Source organism: Micropruina sp. (genome assembly GCF_047602385.1).
GTDB lineage: Bacteria > Actinomycetota > Actinomycetes > Propionibacteriales > Propionibacteriaceae > Micropruina.
Genome location: NZ_JASGHL010000004.1, coordinates 327,094 through 346,726 on the forward strand (window position 1 = coordinate 327,094; position 19,633 = coordinate 346,726).

Genomic DNA, 19,633 nt, shown 5'->3' on the forward strand with positions numbered 1-19,633 from the left:
CCGGTCCGGTGTCGGGCTCGGTATAGCAGGGCAGCCCGAACTCGGGCACCGTCGTCTTCCCGATCATGGTGGTGCCGGCCGCTCCGAACCAGCCGACGATCGGGTCGTCGGCGCTGGCCCGGTTGCCCCGCAGCGCCGCGCTGCCGGCCTCCCAGGGCTCGTCCGCCACCTGATTGAGGTCCTTGATCGGGCACGGGACGCCGGCCAGCGGCAGTCGGGTGCCAGTCGCGATCCGGGCATCGGTGCGTTCGGCGTCCGCCATCGCCCGATCGGGGGTCAGGCTGCTGAATGCCCCGTAGCGGGGGCCACGCTGCTCGGCCAACTCCAGGGCCGCGGCAGCCACCTCGACGGCGGACAGTTGCCCGGCGTTCACCTCCCGGGTGATCTCCAGCGCCGACAACGCGGAGTAGGTAGCGGCGTCCAGCATGGCCGTCATCCTGTCACGGCGTCCGACTGCAACGCACGCCAACCGTTCAGCGGTGCTGGCCCGCCGCGGAATGGCGCGCGATCCTGCCCGTCGTCACGCTTTGACGCCGTGCCGGAGCCGACGATTGCGCGCCATCTCACGAGTCTCGGCACCTCTCGGGCGGTTTAGGCTGACGGCGTGCTGATCGAACGTTGGGCCGCCTTCACCACCGACCCCCGGGGCGGCAACCCTGCCGGGGTGGTCCGCAACGCCTCCGGCCTCGACGAAGCGGCAATGCTGCGGATCGCCGCCGACCTGGGCTACAGCGAAACCGCCTTCGTCACCGGACGCGGCGCGGACGGCGTCCGTACCGTCCGCTACTTCACCCCGCTGGCCGAGATACCGTTCTGTGGCCACGCCACCATCGCGACCGCGTTGGCGATCGCCACCGTCGAGCAGCCGGGCCCGATCGAGTTCGACACCCCGGTCGGCCGGGTCTCGATCGACACCCGGCTCGACGAGCAGGGGCTACTGGCCTCATTCACCAGCGTCGAACCGGAAACTGCGCCCTTGACCGAACCGATGCTCGCCGACGTGCTCGATCTCATCGGTGTCGGCACGGACGCCCTCGATCCGGGGTTCCCGCCGCTGCAGGTCTACGCCGGCAACTGGCACCCGGTGGTGGTACTGGCCGAGCGGGACGTCTTCGACAGCTTCGGCTTCGAGCCGTCCCAGGCCCGCGCGATCCTGGACGGCTACGGCTGGCCGGCGACTATCACGGTGCTGCACAGCGAGACCGCCGGACAATGGCACGCGCGCAACCTGTTCCCGGTGGGCAGCATCACCGAGGATCCGGCGACCGGAGCCGCAGCCGCCGCGGTCGGCGGCTACCTGCGGGCGCTGAGTGCGGCGCCGGCGTCCGGACGGATCACGATCGCCCAAGGCAGCCACATCGGACGCCCCAGCGAACTCACCGTCGACATCCCGCCCGCTGGCGGCATCGTGGTCAGCGGCCGCGGCGTCCCCAACCCGATCTGAGCGAGTCGAGACGGTGTGGGCAACTCCGAGGGGTGACCGAAAGAACCGTCCCCCCGGTCCGAAAAGTGACCGAAAGAACCGTCCCCACGGTCCACGTCTCCACAAGCTCGACCAGCGGTATCCCGGCCGACCAACGCAGGAACGCAAACGCTGAAAGCGGAGTGGGCTGCACCCCGTCCGGGTGGGTCGGGCGTGAGGCGACGCTCGTCCCCTGCCGGGATCCGCAGACGAACAGCAGAGTAGGACGAGCAGCGCCCTTGGGCGGGACGGGGTGCAGCCCACTCCGCGGAACGGAACGCAACCACCAAGACGCGACCGCAGCAGGTCTCGACAAGCTCGACCAACGGGTCTTGACAGGCTCGACCAGGCGAGACGGCGAAAGGGTTAGTGCTCGATCTTCTTGGGGTCGAGGATGCCGCTGATGGTGGGCTCGAAGGCCGGGCCGAGCTGCTTGACCGCGAGCCGGCCGACCAGCTGCTGTTCGGTGGTGACCCGCTCGGAGCGCCCGCTGCCGAGGAAGGTGATCGCCCAGTGCAGCAGGGTGGTGATCCGGTTCTTGAAGCCGACCACGTAGATCAGGTGCAGGCCCAGCCAGGCCAGCCAGGCCATGAAGCCGCTCCACTGGACCTTGTCGTTGATCTTCGCGACCGCTCCGAACCGGCTGATCACCGCCATCGAGCCCTTGTCGAAGTAGCTGAACTTCTCGGTGACCGGGCTGCCGGTGAGTTCGCCGATGATCTTCTTGGCGGCGTACTTGCCGCCCTGGATGGCCACCTGGGCGACGCCGGGCAGGCGGTCCAGGCTCATCATGTCGCCGATCACGAACACCTCGGGACGCCCGGGCAGGGTCAGGTCGGGCTGCACCGGCACGCGTCCGGCCCGGTCCACCTCGACGCCGGACTGCGCGGCCAGGGTCTTGCCCAGCGGACTCGCCTGGACGCCGGCCGCCCACACCTTGCAGATCGCGTCCACCCGTTCGGTGTTGCCGTCCTGATACTTGATGTCAAGGCCGGTGGCGTCCACGTTGGTCACCATCGCGCCGAGCTTGATCTCGACGCCGATCCGTTCGAGCTCCTTCTTGGCGGCGGCGGACAGCTTCGCGCCGAAAGGCGGCAGCACCACCGGGGCGCCGTCCAGCAGCAGCACCCGGCACTGCCGGGTGTCGATGTTGCGGAACGACTCGGGCAACGTCTTGTGGCACAACTCGACGATCTGGCCGGCCAGCTCGACGCCGGTGGGGCCGGCACCGACCACCACGAAGGTCATCAGCGAGCGGCGCTCGGCGGCGTCCTGGCTGAGCTCTGCCATCTCGAGGGCGCCGAAGATCCGGGCCCGCAGTTCGAGCGCGTCGTCGATGGTCTTCATCCCGGGGGCGAAGGTGGAGAAGTGGTCGTTGCCGAAGTACGACTGCCCGGCTCCGGCGGCGACGATCAGGTAGTCGTAGCGCAGGATGATCTGCTTGGAGAGCTTCTCGCCGATGACGATCCGGGAGTCGAGGTTGATCCGGTTGACCTCACCGAGCAGCACCCGGGCGTTCTTCTGGTTGCGCAGGATGTCGCGGGTCGCCGGGGCGATCTCGCCGCTGGACAGGATGCCGGTCGCCACCTGGTAGAGCAATGGCTGGAACAGGTGTGCGGTGGTCTTGCTGATCAGGGTGATATCGACATCGGCCTTGGCGAGGGCTTGGGCCGAGAACAGCCCACCGAACCCGGAACCGATGATGACGACGTGAGGACGAGGCATGGGCGCTCCAAGCAGGGAATCTCGGTGTAGCTATCGGGTCGAGTCTGCCGTCCGACGCTAAGACTGGCAAGCGCGACGGACCCGGACGGACCGATCAGCTCGAACGAGAGACGATCTGGTCGCACAACTCGAACATCGCCTCGCGGGCGGCCGATGCGGGCAGTACCGCCAGGTGCTCCTTGGCGAGCTGGGCGCGGCGGTCCACCTCGTCCCGGGCGGCGGCCAGGGCCGGGTGCGCACGCATCAGGGCGAGCGCCTCGGCGAGTTCACCGGGGTCGTCGATCCGGCGTCCGATCAGCTCTCGCAGCCGGGCGTCGGCGGGGTCGGCGGACGCCCGGACCAGCAGCGTGGGCAGCGTCCAGACTCCCTCGCGCAGGTCGGTGCCGGGGGTCTTGCCGGTGCTGTCGCTGGCGATGTCGATGATGTCGTCGGAGAGCTGGAAGACGACGCCGATCTCTTCGCCGAACGCGGCCAGGGCGCGCTGCACCGGCTCGGGAGCACCAGCCACCATGCCGCCGAACCGGGCGGACGTGGCGATCAGCGAACCGGTCTTATCGGCCACCACCTGCAGGTAGTGGGCGACCCGGTCGTCGCCGCCGGACGGCCCGCGGGTCTCGGCGATCTGGCCCTGGACCAGCCGGGCGAAGGTGTCTGCCTGCAGGGCCACGTACTCGACGCCGAGGGTGGCCACGATCGAGGACGCCCGGGCGAACAGGAAGTCGCCGACCATGATGGCGACCGAGTTGCTCCACCGGTGATTGGCGCTCTCGGCGCCGCGGCGCAGGTCGGCCTCGTCCATCACGTCGTCGTGGTAGAGGCTGGCGACGTGGGTCAGTTCGACCACCATCGCGGCCCGCTCGACGGCATCGGCGTCCGCACCGTCGTACAGCTGGGACGCCAGCACCACCAGCAGCGGCCGGAGCCGCTTGCCGCCCGCGTTGATGATGTGGGTGGCGGCCTCGGTGACGAACGGCGTGTCGCCGAAAGCGGAGGCGGCCAGGCGATCCTCGATGGACTGCAACCGGTCGGCGACCGACTGCGTGAACGTGGAGTCGACGCCGATCTCGAGAGTCACACTTCTCCTTGCTCAGACTTTGGGCAGGCGTGCTCAGTTTACGGCATGCCCCGGACGCCGCCGGTCCCGGCCGATTCGCCCACCGGGCGCGGGGTTCAGCGCAGGAAGGTGCCGGCCATGGTCGCCAGGTCGAGGACCGGGCCGGGGAAGACCCCCAGCGCGGCGATACCGAGCGCGGAGACTGCGATCGGCAGCCAGGTGAAGGCGCTGGCCCGTCCGACCATGACGCCTTCGGCGGGCTCGCCGAAGAACATCACCACGATGATCCGCAGGTAGAACACCGCCGCCACCAGGCTCAACACCACCGCGACGATGACCAGCCAGTCGAACCCGCCGCGCCAAGCCGCGGCGAAGACGGCCCACTTGCCGATGAAGCCGCCGGTCAGCGGGATGCCGGTGAAGCTGAGCATGAACAGCGCGAAGATACCGGCCAGCAGCGGGCTCTTGCGACCCAGCCCGGACCAACTGTCGATCGCATTCGCCTCGCCGGACGGGTTGCGGACCATGGTGATCACCGCGAACGCGCCGATCGTGGCCAGTCCGTAGACCACCAGGTAGAACATCGCCGCGGAGACGCTGTCCAGCGGGCTGGCCGCCGAACCGGTGGACGCGCCGACGACCGCGGTCATGATGAAGCCGGCATGCGCGATGGAGCTGTAGGCCAGCGTCCGCTTGATGTCGGTCTGGGTCAGGCCCCACACCGCGCCGACCACCATGGTGGCGATGATCAGCACGGCCAGCAGCGGCTGCCACGACCAGCGCTCACCGGACAGCGCAACGTAGAAGACCCGCAGGGTGGCGCCGACGGCGGCGAGCTTGGTGCAGATCGCCATGAAACCGGTCACCGGGGTGGGGGCGCCCATGTAGACGTCCGGCGTCCAGTTGTGGAACGGGACGACGCCGATCTTGAACAGCAGGCCGACGCCCAGCATGGCCATGCCGGCGATCAGGATGCCGCGGCCCATGGTCGGGTTCTGCACCGCGTCCGCGATCGCCTTCAGGTCGAACGACCCGGCGAAGCCGTACAGCAGCGCCACCCCGAACAGGAAGAAGGCCGAGCTGAACGCGCCGAGCAGGAAGTACTTCAGCGCCGCCTCCTGGGAGAGCAGCCGGCGCCGCCGGGCCATCCCGCACATCAGGTAGAGCGGCAGCGAGAGCACCTCGAGCGCGACGAACATGGTGATCAGGTCGGACGCCGCGGGGAACACCATCATGCCGCCGAGGGCGAACAGGGCCAGCGGGAAGACTTCGGTGTGCTCAAGTTTGGCGGCGGACGCGTCCGCCTCGGCCCGGCTGCCCGGAACAGTGGCCACCGACGCCGCGAAGGCGCTCACCCCGCCGTTCAGCCGGCGCTCGGCGAAGATCAGGATGGACGCCAGCCCCAGCACCAGCAGAGCGCCCCAGATGAAGTAGGTGGGGCCGTCCAGCATCATCGAGCCCATCGCCACCGGCCCACCCAGGCCGGCGCGCCAGTTGAGCACCAGGAAGCCGCCGGCAATGGCGATGCTGACCACGGTCAGGATGACCTGGGCGGCGAACCGCTGCCCACGGGGCACCACTGCCTCGATCAGGATGCCGAGGATCGCGGCCACCAGCACCGACAGCACCGGGGCGAGGGCCTGCCACTCGATGACGGCGGTCATCACTTCTCTCCCTTCGCCGGTGCGACCGGGTCGCTCAGCTGCATCCGTTCCATCGCCGCCCTCGCGGTGGGTTCGACCAGGCTGACGATCGGGCCGGGCAGGACGCCGAAGACCAGCAGGATCGTCACCACCGGGATCAGCACGCTGCGCTCAGCGCCGGTCAGGTCGCGGGTGAAGTGCTTCGCGGTGGCCTCGGTGACCGGCCCGGTCATCGTCCGCTGGTACATCAGCAGGGCGTAGGTGGCGGCCAGCACGATGCCGGTGGCGGCGACCGCGGCGATCCACGGGGTGCGCGACCAGGTGCCGGCGATCACCAGGAACTCGCTGACGAAGGTGGACATGCCGGGCAGCGACAGCGCCGACAGCGCGGCCAGCAGGAACGCCCCGGCCAGCACCGGGGTGACCTTCTCGACGCCGCCGAAATCGGTGATCTCGGCCGAGCCGCGGCGTTTGATCAAGTAGCCGACGGTCAGGAACAGTGCCGCGGTGGAGAAGCCGTGGTTGACCATGAAGAAGATCGAGCCGTTGATCGACTGGGTGGTGAACACGTAGATGCCGAGCACCATGAAGCCGAAGTGGCTGACCGAGGTGTACGACACCAGCCGCAGCAGGTTCTTGCTGGCGATCGCGGCGGCGGCGCCGTAGATGATCGAGATCAGCGACAGCGTGATCATCACCGGGGCGACCCAGGCGCTGGCCTCGGGGAAGATGCCGATGCAGAACTTGATCATGGCGAAGGTGCCGATCTTGTCCAGGATGCCGACCATCAGCGTGGACGAGCCGGGGGTGGCCTGCTCGGCGGCGAACGGCAGCCAGGTGTGCACCGGCACCATCGGCGCCTTGATCACGAAGGCGATCAGGAACCCGACCATCAGCAGCCGGGCGGTCTCGGTCGGGATCGGCAACCCGGCCAGGTCGGTCAGCAGGTACCTGGGCGTCTCGCCCAGCGAGGCGGCGGTGGCGAACAGGCCGATCACCGCGGCCAGCAGGATGAACCCGCCGACCAGGTTGAACATCAGGAACTTCAGCGCCGCCGCCCGGCGATGCGCCCCGCCGAAGCCGCCGATCAGGAAGTACATCGGGATCAGCGTGGCTTCGAAGAACACGTAGAACAGCAGCACGTCGTCGGCCAGGAAGGTGACCAGCGCCGTCCCCTCGAGCGCCAGCACCATGGCGGCGTAGCCCTGCGCGTTCCAGCGGCCGTGGCCGGTGACCTTCCATTCGGCGATCAGCACCAGCGGGGTCAGCACGACCGTCAGCAGCACCATGGACAGGCCCATGCCGTCCAGGCCGAGCGCCCAGTACGCCCCGAAGGCGGCGATCCAGGGCTGCCGCACGCTCAGGTCGGCCCCGCCCAGGTACTGCACGGTGACCATCGCGGCGATGACCAGGGTGGCCAGCGAGAAGCCGAGGCCGATCACGCGGGACGCGCCACGCACCGGCAGCGCGAGCAGCAGCGCCCCGAGCAGCGGCACCACGCCCAGCAGGGTAAGCAGACTCATCTCAGCTCCTCCCTCAGCCCGCCAGGCCGAGGATCAACACGACACCGACCACCAGGACGCCCAGCACCATGGTCAGCGCGTAGCTGCGGACATAGCCGTTCTGCACCCGGCGTCCGCCCACGCTCAGCCCGCCGATGGCGGTGCTGATGGTGTGCACGAAGCCGTCGATGCCCTTGGCGTCGGTGGCCACCGCGGCCCTGGACAGGCCCAGCACCGGCTGCACCACCAGCGCGTCGTTGAGGTCGTCGCCGAACAGGTCGTTGCGGCCGGCCACCGCCAGCGGGTTGCCCTCGGGCGCCACCGCCGGGATCGGACGCCGTCCGAAGACCAGCCAGGCGATCGCGACCCCGGCCGCCACCACCAGCATGGTTGCCCAGCCCACCACCGTCGGCAGCAGCGCGACCTCGTGCGGGTGGGCGCCGGTGACCGGCTCGAGCCACTCCTGGATCCACCAGTTCATCGCCGCACCGGCGACCACGCTGAGCGCGCCCAGCACGATAAGCGGCACCGTCATCACCGCCGGCGATTCGTGCGGGTGGACGCCGTCCAGCCAGCGCTTGCGGCCGGCGAAGGTCATCAGCATCAGCCGGGTCATGTAGAACGCGGTGACGCCGGCGCCGAGCAGGGCCAGCGCGCCGACCAGCGGGCTGCGGCCGAAGGCGGCTTCGATGATGTGGTCCTTGGAGAAGTAGCCGGCGGTGAGCGGGAAACCGATGATCGCCAGGTAACCCATTGCGAACGTCCAGAAGGTGACCGGCAGGTACTTCGCAAGCGCACCGTAGTGCCGCATGTCGACGTCGTCGTTCATGCCGTGCATCACCGAGCCGGCGCCGAGGAACATGTTGGCCTTGAACGCACCGTGGGTGAGCAGGTGGAAGATGGCGAAGGCGTAGCCGGCCGGGCCGATCCCGGCGGCCAGCATCATGTAGCCGATCTGGCTCATCGTGGAACCGGCCAGCACCTTCTTGATGTCGTCCTTACTGGTGCCGATCCAGGCGCCGGCCAGCAGCGTCACGGTACCGACGATGACGACCGCCGCCTGCGCGTCCGGGCTGAGGTCGAAGATCGCGTGGCTGCGAACCACCAGGTAGACGCCCGCGGTGACCATGGTGGCGGCGTGGATCAGCGCCGACACCGGAGTCGGGCCCTCCATCGCGTCCAGCAGCCAGGCCTGCAGCGGCACCTGCGCCGACTTGCCGCAGGCGCCGAGCAGCAACAGCAGGCCGATCACGGTGGCCCACGGGCTCTCCAGATGCGCGGCGCCGTGGTTGACGTCGATGAAGGCGGACGACCCGAACATCGCCAGCATCGTCGAGATGGCCAGGATCATGCCCAGGTCGCCGACCCGGTTCATCACGAACGCCTTCTTGGCGGCGGCTGCCGCGGACGGCTTGTGCTGCCAGAACCCGATCAGCAGGTAGGACGCCAGGCCGACGCCCTCCCAGCCGACGAACAGCACCAGGTAGTTGTCGGCCAGCACCAGGGTGAGCATGGCGGCGACGAACAGGTTCAGGTAGCCGAAGAAGCGGCGTTTGCGCTCGTCGTGGGCCATGTAGCCGAGCGAGTAGACGTGGATCAGGCCGCCGACGCCGGTGATCAGCAGTGCGAACAGGATGGACAGCTGGTCGACCAGCAGGCCGACCTCGACCTGCCACGAGCCGGTCGCGAACCAGGTGTACAGCGGCACCGAGACCGCCCGGTGGTCGGCGGCCGCGCCGAACTGCTGGACGAACAGGGCCACGGCGACCACGAACGAGCCGGTGATCATCGCCACCGCCAGGTACGGCCCGGCCTTGCCGACCAGGCGTCCGAAGCCGAGCAGCAGCAGTGCGCCCAGCGCCGGCAGCGCGATCATCAGCCAGGCGTAGCTGAACAGCCCGGTCGCCAGGACCGGATCGACGACCTCCATCGCGGTCACGCTCGTCCTCCCTTGACGCGGTGATCGTTGGTCGAGCTTGTCGAGACCTCGCCGGTGGGCGGTTTCGACAGGCTCAACCAACGGGGCCCGGTCTCAATCGGTGTGCAGAGCATTCGACGCCTCACTGGTTCAGCAGGTTCGCGTTGTCGACCGAGGTCGAGCGGCGGGTCTTGTAGATGCTGACGATGATCCCGAGCCCGACGACCACCTCGGCGGCCGCCACGACCATCACGAAGAAGCTGGCCACCTGGCCGTCGAAGCTGCCGTGCTGGAAGGCGAACGCGACCAGTGCCAGGTTGGCCGCGTTCAGCATCAGCTCGACCGACATGAACGCCACCAGGGCGTTGCGCCGGACCATCACGCCGATGGCGCCGATCACGAACAGGATCACCGCCAGGTAGAGGTACTCCTCGATCACAGCTCCTCGTCCTCCTCGTCGCGGACCCGCTCGGCCGCCGCGAAGGCGTCCGCGGTGATCTGCTTGAACTGCACGCTGTCCAGCTGGATGCCGCGCTCGGTGAGGGTGCGGCTGACCGAATCCTCCGAGATGCTGCCGTCGGGCAGCAGCGCCGGGGTGGCGATCGAATTGCTGGTCGCGAAGACACCGGAGTTGGGCAGCGAGCCGGGGTGGCTGCCGCTGGCGGCGTAGGCCTTCATCCGCTGCTGCGCCTGCTCCTTCTGGCCCAGCTTGGGCTTGGTGCGTTGCGCGTGGGCGAAGATCATCGCACCGACGGCGGCGGTGATCAGCAGCGCCGAGGTGAGTTCGAAGACCCAGACGTAGCGGCCGAAGAGCAGTTGGGCGATCCCCTCCACGTTGCCGCCGGCACTCGCGGTCGCCGGGGTCATCGTGGTGGCCGGGGCGGTCACCGCACCGCCGATCGAGAACACCATCAGCCCCAGCAGGCCGAGCGCGCCGAGCGCCGACAGCAAGCGCTGGCCCTTGATCGTCTCGACGATCGAGTCCGGGGTGTCGACGCCGACCAGCATCAGCACGAACAGGAACATCATCAGCACCGCGCCGGTATAGACGATGATCTGGATGGCGAACAGGAACGGGGCGTCCAGGGACGCGTACAGCACCGCCAGGCCGACCATCGTCAGCGCCATCGACAGCGCCGAATAGACCGCCTTGCGGAACAGGATCAGCCCCAGCCCGCCGAGCACCATCAGCGGTGCGCAGATCCAGAAGACGATGCTCATCGGGCCTCCTGCGCCGACGGCGTCCGGGTGTCGGGGGTACCGGTCTTGGGCAGGCCGAGGAAGTAGGTCTGCTCGTCGGGACCGAGCCGGCGAGGATGCGGCGGCGCCTCCATCCCGGGCAGCAACGGCGCCAGCAGCCGCTCCTTGGTGTAGATCATCTTCTCGCGGGTGGTGTCCCCGAGCTTGAACTCGTTGGTCATGGTCAGCGCGCGGGTCGGGCAGGCCTCGATGCACAGGCCGCACAGGATGCAGCGCAGGTAGTTGATCTGGTAGACCGACCCGTACCGCTCACCGGGCGAGAACCGGCCCTCTTCGGTGTTGTCGGCGCCCTCGACGTAGATCGCGTCCGCCGGGCAGGCCCAGGCGCACAGCTCGCAGCCGACGCACTTCTCCAGGCCGTCCGGCCAGCGGTTCAGCTGGTGCCGGCCGTGGAACCTGGGCGCGGTGACCTTGACCTTGCCCTTCTCGGGATAGCCCTGGGTGAAGGTCTTGCGGAACATCGTCCGGAAGGTGACGCCGAAACCGGCCCACTGGTCTGCGAGGGAAGCCATCAGGCATCGCTCCTTTCCGCTTCGGCAGAGAGCACGTCGGCCTGCTCGGGCAGCCGCTGGCCGGGCATCGGCGGCACCGGGTAGCCGCCGGCGAACGGGTCGAACGGACGGCTCTCGACCGGTTCCGGTTCGGGTTCCCGGTCGAGCAGCCACCACAGCGCGAACAGGGCCAGCACCACCACCACGGTGCTGCCGATCACCCACGGGCTGGAGAACCAGTTCTCGGCCCGGGCCACCCGCACGGTGGCGACCAGCATCACCCAGACCAGCGAAATCGGGATCAGCCATTTCCAGCCCAGGGTCATGAACTGGTCGTAGCGGAACCGCGGCAGGGTGCCGCGCAGCCAGACGAACACCGAGATCAGCAGCTGCACCTTGAGCATGAACCACAGCGGACCCCACCAGCCGACGTCCATCGCGGGGATCAGCGCATTGATCGGCCACGGTGCGTGATAGCCGCCGAGGAACAAGGTGGTGGCGACCGCGGAGACGGTGGCCATGTTGATGTACTCGGCCAGGAAGTAGGTGGCGTAGCGGAACCCGGAGTACTCGGTGAGGTAGCCCGACACCAGTTCCGATTCGCACTCGGGCAGGTCGAAGGGCGCCCGGTTGGTCTCGCCGACCATCGAGATCACGTAGATCGCGAACGACGGGAACAGCTGCAGGAAGTACCAGTTCTGCAGTCCCCAGTCCTGGCCGAAGAAGACGAACGACTGGCCCTGAGCACCGACGATCTCGGAGGTCGACATCGAACGGCTGTAGAGGAACACCGCGACCAGCGCCAGACCCATGCTGAGCTCGTAGGAGATCATCTGGGCCGAACTGCGCAGCGCGCCGAGCAGCGAGTACGGCGAGTTGGACGACCAGCCGGCCAGCACGAAGCCGTAGATGCCGACCGAGGCGACCGCGAGGATGACCAGCACCGAGATCGGCAGGTCGGTCAGCTGCAGCCGGGTCCGGACGCCGAAGATCTCCACCTCGCCGCCGAACGGGATCACCGACCAGGCAGTGAACGCGGCCGTGCCGGCGATCAACGGGGCCAGGGTGAACAGGATCCGGTCAGCCGATTTGGGCCGGAAGTCCTCTTTGAAGATCAGCTTGGTGCCGTCGGCGACCGCCTGGCCCAGACCGAACGGGCCGTTCATGATCGGGCCCATCCGGTGCTGCATCTTGGCCACCAGCCGGCGCTCGTACCAGACGTTGAAGATGGTCCAGACCAGCAGCACCACGAACAGCACCACGACCTTGATCAGCACCAGCCACCACGGGTCGGTGCCGAACAGGGAAAGATCGAGCGGGATCATGCCGCACCTCCTTCACTGCGGAACTCTTCACTCGGCGCGTCGCCGGGATCACTCAGGGTGACGCCGGCGCCGTGCACCAGGCCGAGTTCCGACAGCGGCGTTCCCGGTGCGTGGCTGGGCACCCAGACGGTGTCGGACGCCATCCCCGGCACGATCTCCAACGGCAGGGTGAGCCAGCCGTCACCGGCGCTGATGGTGACCGAGCCGTCCAGCCCGTGCGCGTCCGCCAGCTCGGGTGAGGTGCGGGCCAGCACCGGCCGGGCCGTCGCCTGCAGCGCGGGCTCGCCGTCGTTGGCGCGCGAGCCGTCGATCATCTCCCGCCAGGTGGCCAGCGCCACCTCGCCCTCGCCGAGCTCCTGCGGGTGGGCCTCGGACGCCGCCCGGCCCGCGGCCAGCGGCACCCGGGTGCCGTCCCAGCCGCCGAGCTCGTCGAGTTCGGCCAGGGCCTGCCGCGCCGTCCGGACGCCCAGCGGACGCCCGAGCGCATCGGCCAGCGCGGCCAGCACCCGCAGGTCGGTCATCGGCTGGTTCGGCTGCTTGATCACCGTGTTCACCCGGCCGCGGCGATGCTCCCAGTTCAGGAAGTGACCGGGCCGCTCTTCGATCAGCGCGATCGGGAACACCACGTCGGCCCGTTCGGTGACCTCGCTGATCCGCTGCTCCAGGCTGATCACGAAGGACGCCTCGGCGAAACCCTGCCGGGCGTCCTCGGCATGGACGAAGTCGGACGGCTCCAGGCCGCCGACCAGCAGCGCCAGGCCGCCCTTGCGGGCCGCGGCGAGCTGAGCGTCGGCGTCCAAACCGGACGTGCTGGGCAGCGTCGCACTCCCCCACGCGGCCTGGACGTCGACCCGGGCCCGGACCTCGCCGACCGGACGGCCGCCGGGCAGCAGGTTCGGCAGGCAGCCGGCTTCGATCGCGCCCCGGTCACCGGCGCGACGCGGGATCCAGCCCAGCCGGGCACCGGTGGTGTCGGCGAACTCGGCGGCCGCGGTGAGCAGTCCCGGCACCGTGGCGGCCCGGTCGCCGATCAGCACGATGGTCTCGGCGTCGGCCACCACCGAGGCCAGCACGGTGGCCTCGGTGCCCGGCACGGTCGGGATCACCTGGGCGCTGAGCTTGCGTGAGCCGGCCGAGACGAACGGCGCCAGGGCGACCACCTTGGTGCCGTACTTGCGGACCGCCTTGCGCAGCCGCAGGAAGACCATCGCGGCCTCATCCTCGGGCTCGAAGGCGACCAGCACCACCTGCTTGGCGTCCTGCAGTGCGGTGTAGCTGAGCCGTCCGGCGTCCAGCACCTGACCGGCGACCCGGTCGGCCAGGAAGGCGGCCTCTTCGGCGCTGTGCGGACGCGACCGGAAGTCGATGTTGTTGGTGCCCAGCACGGTGCGGGCGAATTTGGCGTAGCCGTAGGCGTCCTCGACGGTCAGCCGGCCGCCGGTGAGCACGCCCACCCGGTTACCGGCCCGGCGCAGCCCGGCCACCGCGGCGTCGATCGCCTCGGGCCAGGACGCCACCCGCAGCACGCCGTCCTCGCGGATCAGCGGACGGGTCAGCCGGTCGGCGCCGCGTCCGGACTTGAACGCGAACCGGCCCTTGTCGCAGTTCCATTCCTCGTTGACCTCGGGGGCGTCGCCGGCCAGCCGCCGCTTCACCTGGAAGTGCCGGTGGTCGGTGCGCAACTGGCAGCCGCCGGCGCAGTGCTCACAGGTGGTCGGCGTGCTGACCAGGTCGAACGGACGGCTCTGGAACCGGTAGGACGCGCTGGTCAGCGCACCCACCGGGCAGATCTGGATGACGTTGCCGGAGAAGTAGGAGTTGTACGGGTGATCCTCGTAGTAGCCGACCTGCTGCAGCGCGCCGCGCTCGACCAGGGTGATGAACGGGTCGCCGGAGATCTGCTCGGAGAACCGGGTGCAGCGGGCGCACAGGATGCAGCGCTCCCGGTCGAGCAGGATCTGCGCCGAGATGCTGACCGGCTTGGGGAAGGTCCGCTTGACGCCTTCGTAGCGGGACTCGCCGCGTCCGGTGCTCATCGCCTGGTTCTGCAGCGGGCACTCGCCGCCCTTGTCGCAGATCGGGCAGTCCAGCGGGTGATTGACCAGCAGGAACTCGATCATCCCCATCTGGGCCTTGGCGGCCACCGCCGAGGTCTCCTGGGTGAGGATCTTCATCCCCGGCGCGCACTCCAGGGTGCAGGACGCCTGCGGCTTCGGCATGCCGCGGCCGTTGCCCATGTCGGGCACCTCGACCAGGCACTGCCGGCAGGCGCCGACCGGTTCGAGCAGCGGGTGGTCGCAGAACCGCGGGATCGCCACCCCGATCATCTCGGCGGCCCGGATGGCCAGGGTGCCCTTCGGCACCTGCACCTCGGTGCCGTCGATGAAGACGCTGATCAGGTCGCTGGCGACGACCTCGCCGGGCTTGGCGGTGACGGTCATGCGTGCGCTCCTTCCACGGCGGCGCCGGTGCTGAACACGGCGCTGCGCTGGTAGGGGAACAGTTCCCAGGCGGGGGTCTTCATGCCCTCCTCGAACTCGTCGCGGAAATGCTTGATCGCGCTGGTCAGGCAGGCCACCGCACCGTCGGCGAGTGCGCAGAACGACCGGCCGCCGATGTCCTCGGCGATGTCGAGCAGCTTCTCGATGTCACCGGGCTCGGCCTGGCCGGCCTCGAATTTCTTCAGGATCTGGACCAGCCACCAGTTGCCCTCGCGGCAGGGCGTGCATTTGCCGCAGGACTCGTGCTTGTAGAACTCGATCCAGCGCAGCGTGGTCCGGACCACCGAGGTGGTCTCGTCGAAGCACTGCAGCGCCTTGGTGCCGAGCATGGTGCCGGCCGCGCCCATCGACTCGTAGTCGAGCGGCAGATCGAGGTGCTCGGCGGTCAGGATCGGAGTGGAGCTGCCGCCGGGCGTCCAGAATTTGAGTTCGTGGCCCGTCCGCATGCCGCCGGCGAGTTCCAGCAGCTGGCGCAGCGTCACCCCTAGCGGGGCCTCGAATTGCCCCGGCCGCTGGACGTGGCCCGACAACGAGTAGAGGGTCATCCCCTTGGACTTCTCGGTGCCCATCGAGCCGAACCAGGCCGCGCCGCGGTCGATGATCGAGGGCACCGACGCGATCGACTCGACGTTGTTGACCACGGTCGGGGACGCGTACAGGCCGGCCACCGCCGGGAACGGCGGCCGCAGCCGGGGCTGGCCGCGGCGTCCCTCGAGCGAGTCGAGCAGCGCCGTCTCTTCGCCGCAGATGTAGGCGCCGGCGCCGGCGTGCACGACGACCTCGAGGTCGTAGCCGCTGCCCAGGATGTTCTTGCCGGCATAGCCCGCCGAATAGGCCTCGCGGACGGCCTGCTGCAGCCGCCGGATGACGTGCAGCACCTCGCCGCGGCAGTAGATGAAGGCGTAGGAACAACCGATCGCGTAGGACGCGATGATCACGCCCTCGACCAGGGTGTGCGGACTGGCCAGCATCAACGGCATGTCCTTGCAGGTGCCCGGCTCGGACTCGTCGGCGTTGACCACCAGGTACTTCGGGTTCGGGTTGTCCTGCGGCACGAAGGACCACTTCATGCCGGTCGGGAAGCCGGCGCCGCCGCGTCCGCGCAGGCCGGAGTCCTTCACCACGCCCATCACTTCGGCGGGGGTCTGGCCGAGCGCCTTGCGCAACGCCCGGTAGCCGCCGCGGCGTTCGTAGTTGGTCAGCTTCCAGGCCCGTTCGTCGGCCCAGTTCTCGCTCAACACGGGAGTCAGCAGGTCGGTCACCGGTCACCTCCGGACTCGTCGCCGGTCGCGATCGGCGGTGGCACGTCCGGCGCCCGCCACCCGCGTTCGCGTGCCACCCGCAGGCCCAGCAGGGACGCCTCGCCCGCGGTCGGCCCCTCGTCGGCCCGGCCGTCCGGGAAGCCGGCCAGCACCCGCTCAGCCTCCCGCCACGAGGTCAGCGTCGCCCCCCGCGGGGACCGGACGGCCTCGCCGGCGGCCAGGCCGTCCAGCAGTTCGTCGGCCTTCTCGGGCGTCATGTTGTCGAAGAACTCCCAGTTGACCATCATCACCGGGGCGAAGTCGCAGGCTGCGTTGCACTCCAGCCGCTCCAGCGAGAAGGTGCCGTCGGCGGTGGTCTCGCCCTCATGGATGCCGAGCCGCTCGCTCACCCGGTCGAGCAGGTGGTCGCCACCGAGCACCGCGCACAACGCGGTGGTGCACACCCCGACGTGATGCCGTCCGGCCGGACGCCGCCGGTACATGGTGTAGAAGGTGGCCACGCCGGAGACCTGGGCGGTGGTGATGCCGAGGATCTCGGCACACGCCTTCACCCCGGCCGGGCTGACCCGGCCGTCCACGCTCTGCACCAGGTGCAGCATCGGCAGCAACGCCGAGCGGGCCTGCGGGTAGCGGGCCGCGATCGAGCGCAACTCGTCCATCGTGGTGTCGCTGATCGAGGTCGAGTCGTCCTCGTAGTCGATGCCGCCCGATTCCGGGAACCAGGACTGGAATTCGTGGCCGCTCATCGGTCCACACCACCCATCACCGGATCCAGCGAACCGACCGCCACCACGACGTCGGAGATCATCCCGCCCTCGCACTGGATCGGCACCGACTGCAGGTGGTTGAACCCGGGGTCGCGCATGTGCACCCGGAACGGACGGGTGCCGCCGTCGGAGACCACGTGGCAGGCGATCTCGCCCTTCGGCGACTCGATCGGCACGTAGGCCTGGCCGGGCGGCACCCGGAAGCCTTCGGTGACGATCTTGAAATGGTGGATCAACGCCTCCATGGACTCGCCCATGATGTGCTTGATGTGCTCGTGGCTGTTGCCCTGGCCGTCCGGGCCGACGGCCAGCTGCGCCGGCCAGGCGATCTTCGGATCGTTCACCATCACCGGCTCGCCGCGGGACGCCTCCAGCCGGTCGGCGCACTGCTCGACGATCTTCAGGCTCTCCCACATCTCGTCAAGCCGGATCCGGAACCGGGCGTAGCTGTCGCTGGACTCCCAGCCGTCCTCGGGGCTCCAGGCCTTCGACTCGAAGTCGTAGGTCTCGTAGCCGCAGTACGGCTGCTGCTTGCGCAGGTCCCAGTTGTAGCCGGTCGAGCGCAGCACCGGGCCGGTGACGCCGAGCGCCATGCAGGCGGCCAGGTCCTGGTGGCCGATGCCGATCATCCGCATCTTGAAGATCGGGTTCTCGTTGCAGAACTCGGCGTACTCGGGCAGGTGCTTGTGCAGCCAGGCGATCAGCTCGCGCAACTGCGCGATGCCGGTCTCGGGCAGGTCGACGGCCACGCCGCCGGGCCTGATGTAGGCGTGGTTCATCCGCAGCCCGGTGACGGCCTCGAAGAAGTCGAGGATCATCTCGCGCTCGCGGAAGCCGATCGTCATCACGGTCAGGGCGCCGATCTCCATGCCGCCGGTGCCGATGCAGACCAGGTGGGACGAGATCCGGTTCAGCTCCATCATCAGCACCCGGATCACGTTGGCGCGCTCGGGGATGTCGCCTTCGATGCCGAGCAGCCGCTCCACCGCCAGGCAGTAGGCCACCTCGTTGTAGATCGGGGCGACGTAGTCCATCCGGGTGACGAAGGTGGTGCCCTGCGTCCAGGTCCGGTATTCCATGTTCTTCTCGATACCGGTGTGCAGGAAGCCGATGCCGGGCCGGATGCTCAGCACGCTCTCGCCGTCGCATTCCAGGATCAGCCTCAGCACGCCGTGGGTGGACGGGTGCTGCGGCCCCATGTTGATCACCAGGATCTCGTCGGACCGCTCGGCCTGCTCGGCGGCGATGTCGGCCCAGTCGCCGCCCATCGCGGTGTAGACGGTGCCCTCGGTGGCCTCGCCCGGCTGGGCGTAGAAGTCGGTGGTGCTCATCGGTAGCTCCTCCGCTGGTCGGGCGGCGGCACGGTGGCGCCCTTGTACTCCACCGGGATACCGCCCAGCGGATAGTCCTTGCGCTGCGGATGCCCGACCCAGTCGTCCGGCATCAGGATCCGGGTCAGGTGCGGGTGGCCGTCGAAGACGATGCCGAACATGTCCCAGGTCTCGCGCTCGTGCCAGTCGGCCGCCGGGTAAATCGGCGTCACGCTGGGCACGTGCGGGTCATCGTCGGGTGCCGTGGTCTCCACCCGGAGCCGGCGATTATGGGTCATCGACTGCAGGTGGTACGCGACGTGCAGTTCGGCGCCGCTGTCGGTCGGGTAGTGGACGCCGGACACGCTGGCGCAGAACTCGAACCGCAGCTGGGCGTCGTCGCGCAGCTGGCCCATCACCTCGGTGAGCTTCTCGCGGACGACGAGGAAGGTCAGCTCGCCGCGGTCGAAGACCACCCGGACCAGCGAGTCCGGCACCAGCCGCAACAGCCGGGCGGTGGCCGGGGTGTACCAGCCCTCGCTGGGCAGGCCGGCGTTCGGCAGCTCGACCAGCCGGACCAGCCGGCCGTAGCCGGAGGTGTCGCCGGAGCCGTCCGACCACATCCCTTTGCGGGTCTCGATGACGTGCGCACCGGCCGCCACCTGGGCGATGACGTCGACGGCCTCGTCGGGCTGGGCGTCCTCGCGCTCGAGACCGGCGCCGGGGGCGGAGTCGGCACCGTCGACGTGGGAATCGACGGTCTTCTCCTCCCCGGGCACCTGCTCGCCCGGCTTGCCCGCGGGATCGGGCCGGTCGGTGGTCATCGCATCAGGCCCTTCATCTCGTGCGTCGCCATCGCCTCGAGCGCGGCCCGCTCCTGAGCCTCGATCTCTTCGAGTTCGTGGGCGCCGATCGGGCGCTTCATCACGATGTCCTTGCGCAGCTTGAACATGGCGTCGATCAACATGTCGGGACGCGGCGGGCAGCCGGGCACGTACATGTCGACCGGGACGATGTGGTCGCCGCCCTGGACGATCGCGTAGTTGTTGAACATGCCGCCGGAGCTGGCGCAGACGCCCATCGCCATCACCCACTTCGGGTTCGGCATCTGGTCGTACACCTGGCGCAGCACCGGTGCCATCTTCTGGCTGACCCGGCCGGAGATGATCATCAGGTCGGCCTGCCGCGGTGAGGCCCGGAACACCTCCTGGCCCCAGCGTCCGGCGTCGAAACGGGGCGCGCCGTAGGTCATCATCTCGATCGCGCAGCAGGCCAGGCCGAAGGTGGCCGGCCAGAACGACGCCTGCCGCATCCAGCCGAAGATGCCCTCGACCGTGGTCAGCAGGACGCCCTGCGGAATCTTGTCCTCAAGCCCCATGTCGCACCCCCCGTGCGGTGATCGCGTCGCGTGCC

The 19,633-nt window shown here is 69.1% G+C and carries 16 protein-coding genes and 1 pseudogene; 1 reads left to right on the plus strand and 16 read right to left on the minus strand.

Translation table 11 applies throughout. The features are described from left to right. Positions 1 to 73: 73 nt before the first annotated feature. Positions 74 to 436, minus strand: a pseudogene (locus QM711_RS14650) (amidase family protein); the annotation flags it as partial. A gap of 168 nt (positions 437 to 604) precedes the next feature. Here QM711_RS14650 and QM711_RS14655 point away from each other — a divergent pair. Then, positions 605 to 1,444 carry a PhzF family phenazine biosynthesis protein gene (locus tag QM711_RS14655; RefSeq protein WP_415100590.1) on the plus strand — a complete coding sequence of 280 codons (840 nt, stop codon included), beginning with the start codon at positions 605 to 607 and terminating at the stop codon, positions 1,442 to 1,444. Positions 1,445 to 1,828: 384 nt separating this feature from the next. On the opposite strand, the gene QM711_RS14660 is transcribed toward QM711_RS14655, so the two are convergent. The 15 genes from QM711_RS14660 to QM711_RS14730 form a co-directional block, all read right to left on the minus strand. Beyond that, positions 1,829 to 3,187 (minus strand): NAD(P)/FAD-dependent oxidoreductase, encoded by a 1,359-nt coding sequence (locus QM711_RS14660; RefSeq protein WP_415100592.1) that lies wholly within the window; start codon positions 3,185 to 3,187, stop codon positions 1,829 to 1,831. A gap of 94 nt (positions 3,188 to 3,281) precedes the next feature. After that, positions 3,282 to 4,262, minus strand: coding sequence for a polyprenyl synthetase family protein (locus QM711_RS14665; RefSeq protein WP_415100594.1), 981 nt, complete (start codon positions 4,260 to 4,262; stop codon positions 3,282 to 3,284). Positions 4,263 to 4,357: 95 nt separating this feature from the next. After that, positions 4,358 to 5,905, minus strand: coding sequence for an NADH-quinone oxidoreductase subunit NuoN (nuoN, locus tag QM711_RS14670; protein WP_415100596.1), 1,548 nt, complete (start codon positions 5,903 to 5,905; stop codon positions 4,358 to 4,360). Beyond that, positions 5,905 to 7,407 carry an NADH-quinone oxidoreductase subunit M gene (locus QM711_RS14675; RefSeq protein ID WP_415100598.1) on the minus strand — a complete coding sequence of 501 codons (1,503 nt, stop codon included), beginning with the start codon at positions 7,405 to 7,407 and terminating at the stop codon, positions 5,905 to 5,907. Before QM711_RS14675 ends, nuoN begins: the two co-directional genes overlap by 1 nt. A gap of 13 nt (positions 7,408 to 7,420) precedes the next feature. Then, positions 7,421 to 9,316 (minus strand): NADH-quinone oxidoreductase subunit L, encoded by a 1,896-nt coding sequence (nuoL, locus tag QM711_RS14680; protein WP_415100940.1) that lies wholly within the window; start codon positions 9,314 to 9,316, stop codon positions 7,421 to 7,423. A 130-nt stretch (positions 9,317 to 9,446) separates the two neighbouring features. Then, positions 9,447 to 9,743: an NADH-quinone oxidoreductase subunit NuoK gene (gene nuoK / locus QM711_RS14685; RefSeq protein ID WP_415100600.1), complete on the minus strand. Its 297-nt coding sequence runs from the start codon at positions 9,741 to 9,743 to the stop codon at positions 9,447 to 9,449. After that, entirely contained in the window at positions 9,740 to 10,525 is a 786-nt protein-coding gene (locus QM711_RS14690) for an NADH-quinone oxidoreductase subunit J (protein ID WP_415100602.1), read from the minus strand. The genes nuoK and QM711_RS14690 overlap by 4 nt, the downstream gene beginning before the upstream one ends. Continuing rightward, positions 10,522 to 11,076 (minus strand): NADH-quinone oxidoreductase subunit NuoI, encoded by a 555-nt coding sequence (gene nuoI, locus QM711_RS14695; RefSeq protein WP_415100604.1) that lies wholly within the window; start codon positions 11,074 to 11,076, stop codon positions 10,522 to 10,524. Before nuoI ends, QM711_RS14690 begins: the two co-directional genes overlap by 4 nt. Further along, a complete protein-coding gene (nuoH, locus tag QM711_RS14700; RefSeq protein ID WP_415100606.1) occupies positions 11,076 to 12,380 on the minus strand; it encodes an NADH-quinone oxidoreductase subunit NuoH in 1,305 nt (434 codons plus the stop codon). Before nuoH ends, nuoI begins: the two co-directional genes overlap by 1 nt. Further along, positions 12,377 to 14,821, minus strand: coding sequence for an NADH-quinone oxidoreductase subunit G (locus tag QM711_RS14705; protein WP_415100608.1), 2,445 nt, complete (start codon positions 14,819 to 14,821; stop codon positions 12,377 to 12,379). Before QM711_RS14705 ends, nuoH begins: the two co-directional genes overlap by 4 nt. Continuing rightward, positions 14,818 to 16,143 (minus strand): NADH-quinone oxidoreductase subunit NuoF, encoded by a 1,326-nt coding sequence (nuoF, locus tag QM711_RS14710; RefSeq protein ID WP_415100610.1) that lies wholly within the window; start codon positions 16,141 to 16,143, stop codon positions 14,818 to 14,820. The genes QM711_RS14705 and nuoF overlap by 4 nt, the downstream gene beginning before the upstream one ends. Then, the gene (gene nuoE, locus QM711_RS14715; protein WP_415100612.1) at positions 16,140 to 16,889 is read right to left on the minus strand and encodes an NADH-quinone oxidoreductase subunit NuoE; all 750 of its coding nucleotides are present in this window, start codon (positions 16,887 to 16,889) and stop codon (positions 16,140 to 16,142) included. The genes nuoF and nuoE overlap by 4 nt, the downstream gene beginning before the upstream one ends. Then, the gene (locus tag QM711_RS14720; RefSeq protein ID WP_415100614.1) at positions 16,886 to 18,241 is read right to left on the minus strand and encodes an NADH-quinone oxidoreductase subunit D; all 1,356 of its coding nucleotides are present in this window, start codon (positions 18,239 to 18,241) and stop codon (positions 16,886 to 16,888) included. The genes nuoE and QM711_RS14720 overlap by 4 nt, the downstream gene beginning before the upstream one ends. Beyond that, positions 18,238 to 19,044, minus strand: coding sequence for an NADH-quinone oxidoreductase subunit C (locus QM711_RS14725; protein ID WP_415100616.1), 807 nt, complete (start codon positions 19,042 to 19,044; stop codon positions 18,238 to 18,240). The genes QM711_RS14720 and QM711_RS14725 overlap by 4 nt, the downstream gene beginning before the upstream one ends. Then, complete coding sequence (locus QM711_RS14730; RefSeq protein WP_415100618.1) at positions 19,041 to 19,598, minus strand: NADH-quinone oxidoreductase subunit B; 558 nt, start codon at positions 19,596 to 19,598, stop codon at positions 19,041 to 19,043. Before QM711_RS14730 ends, QM711_RS14725 begins: the two co-directional genes overlap by 4 nt. Positions 19,599 to 19,633: the final 35 nt, after the last annotated feature.

What these genes read in the sequence shown, in the direction of transcription:
- QM711_RS14660 (WP_415100592.1), bottom strand. Translation starts at nt 3,187, where the DNA reads ATGCCTCGTCCTCACGTCGTCATCATCGGTTCCGGGTTCGGTGGGCTG.
- nuoN (WP_415100596.1), bottom strand. Translation starts at nt 5,905, where the DNA reads ATGACCGCCGTCATCGAGTGGCAGGCCCTCGCCCCGGTGCTGTCGGTG.
- QM711_RS14675 (WP_415100598.1), bottom strand. Translation starts at nt 7,407, where the DNA reads ATGAGTCTGCTTACCCTGCTGGGCGTGGTGCCGCTGCTCGGGGCGCTG.
- nuoL (WP_415100940.1), bottom strand. Translation starts at nt 9,316, where the DNA reads ATGGAGGTCGTCGATCCGGTCCTGGCGACCGGGCTGTTCAGCTACGCC.
- QM711_RS14690 (WP_415100602.1), bottom strand. Translation starts at nt 10,525, where the DNA reads ATGAGCATCGTCTTCTGGATCTGCGCACCGCTGATGGTGCTCGGCGGG.
- nuoI (WP_415100604.1), bottom strand. Translation starts at nt 11,076, where the DNA reads ATGGCTTCCCTCGCAGACCAGTGGGCCGGTTTCGGCGTCACCTTCCGG.
- nuoH (WP_415100606.1), bottom strand. Translation starts at nt 12,380, where the DNA reads ATGATCCCGCTCGATCTTTCCCTGTTCGGCACCGACCCGTGGTGGCTG.
- QM711_RS14705 (WP_415100608.1), bottom strand. Translation starts at nt 14,821, where the DNA reads ATGACCGTCACCGCCAAGCCCGGCGAGGTCGTCGCCAGCGACCTGATC.
- nuoE (WP_415100612.1), bottom strand. Translation starts at nt 16,889, where the DNA reads ATGAGCGGCCACGAATTCCAGTCCTGGTTCCCGGAATCGGGCGGCATC.
- QM711_RS14720 (WP_415100614.1), bottom strand. Translation starts at nt 18,241, where the DNA reads ATGAGCACCACCGACTTCTACGCCCAGCCGGGCGAGGCCACCGAGGGC.
- QM711_RS14725 (WP_415100616.1), bottom strand. Translation starts at nt 19,044, where the DNA reads ATGACCACCGACCGGCCCGATCCCGCGGGCAAGCCGGGCGAGCAGGTG.
- QM711_RS14730 (WP_415100618.1), bottom strand. Translation starts at nt 19,598, where the DNA reads ATGGGGCTTGAGGACAAGATTCCGCAGGGCGTCCTGCTGACCACGGTC.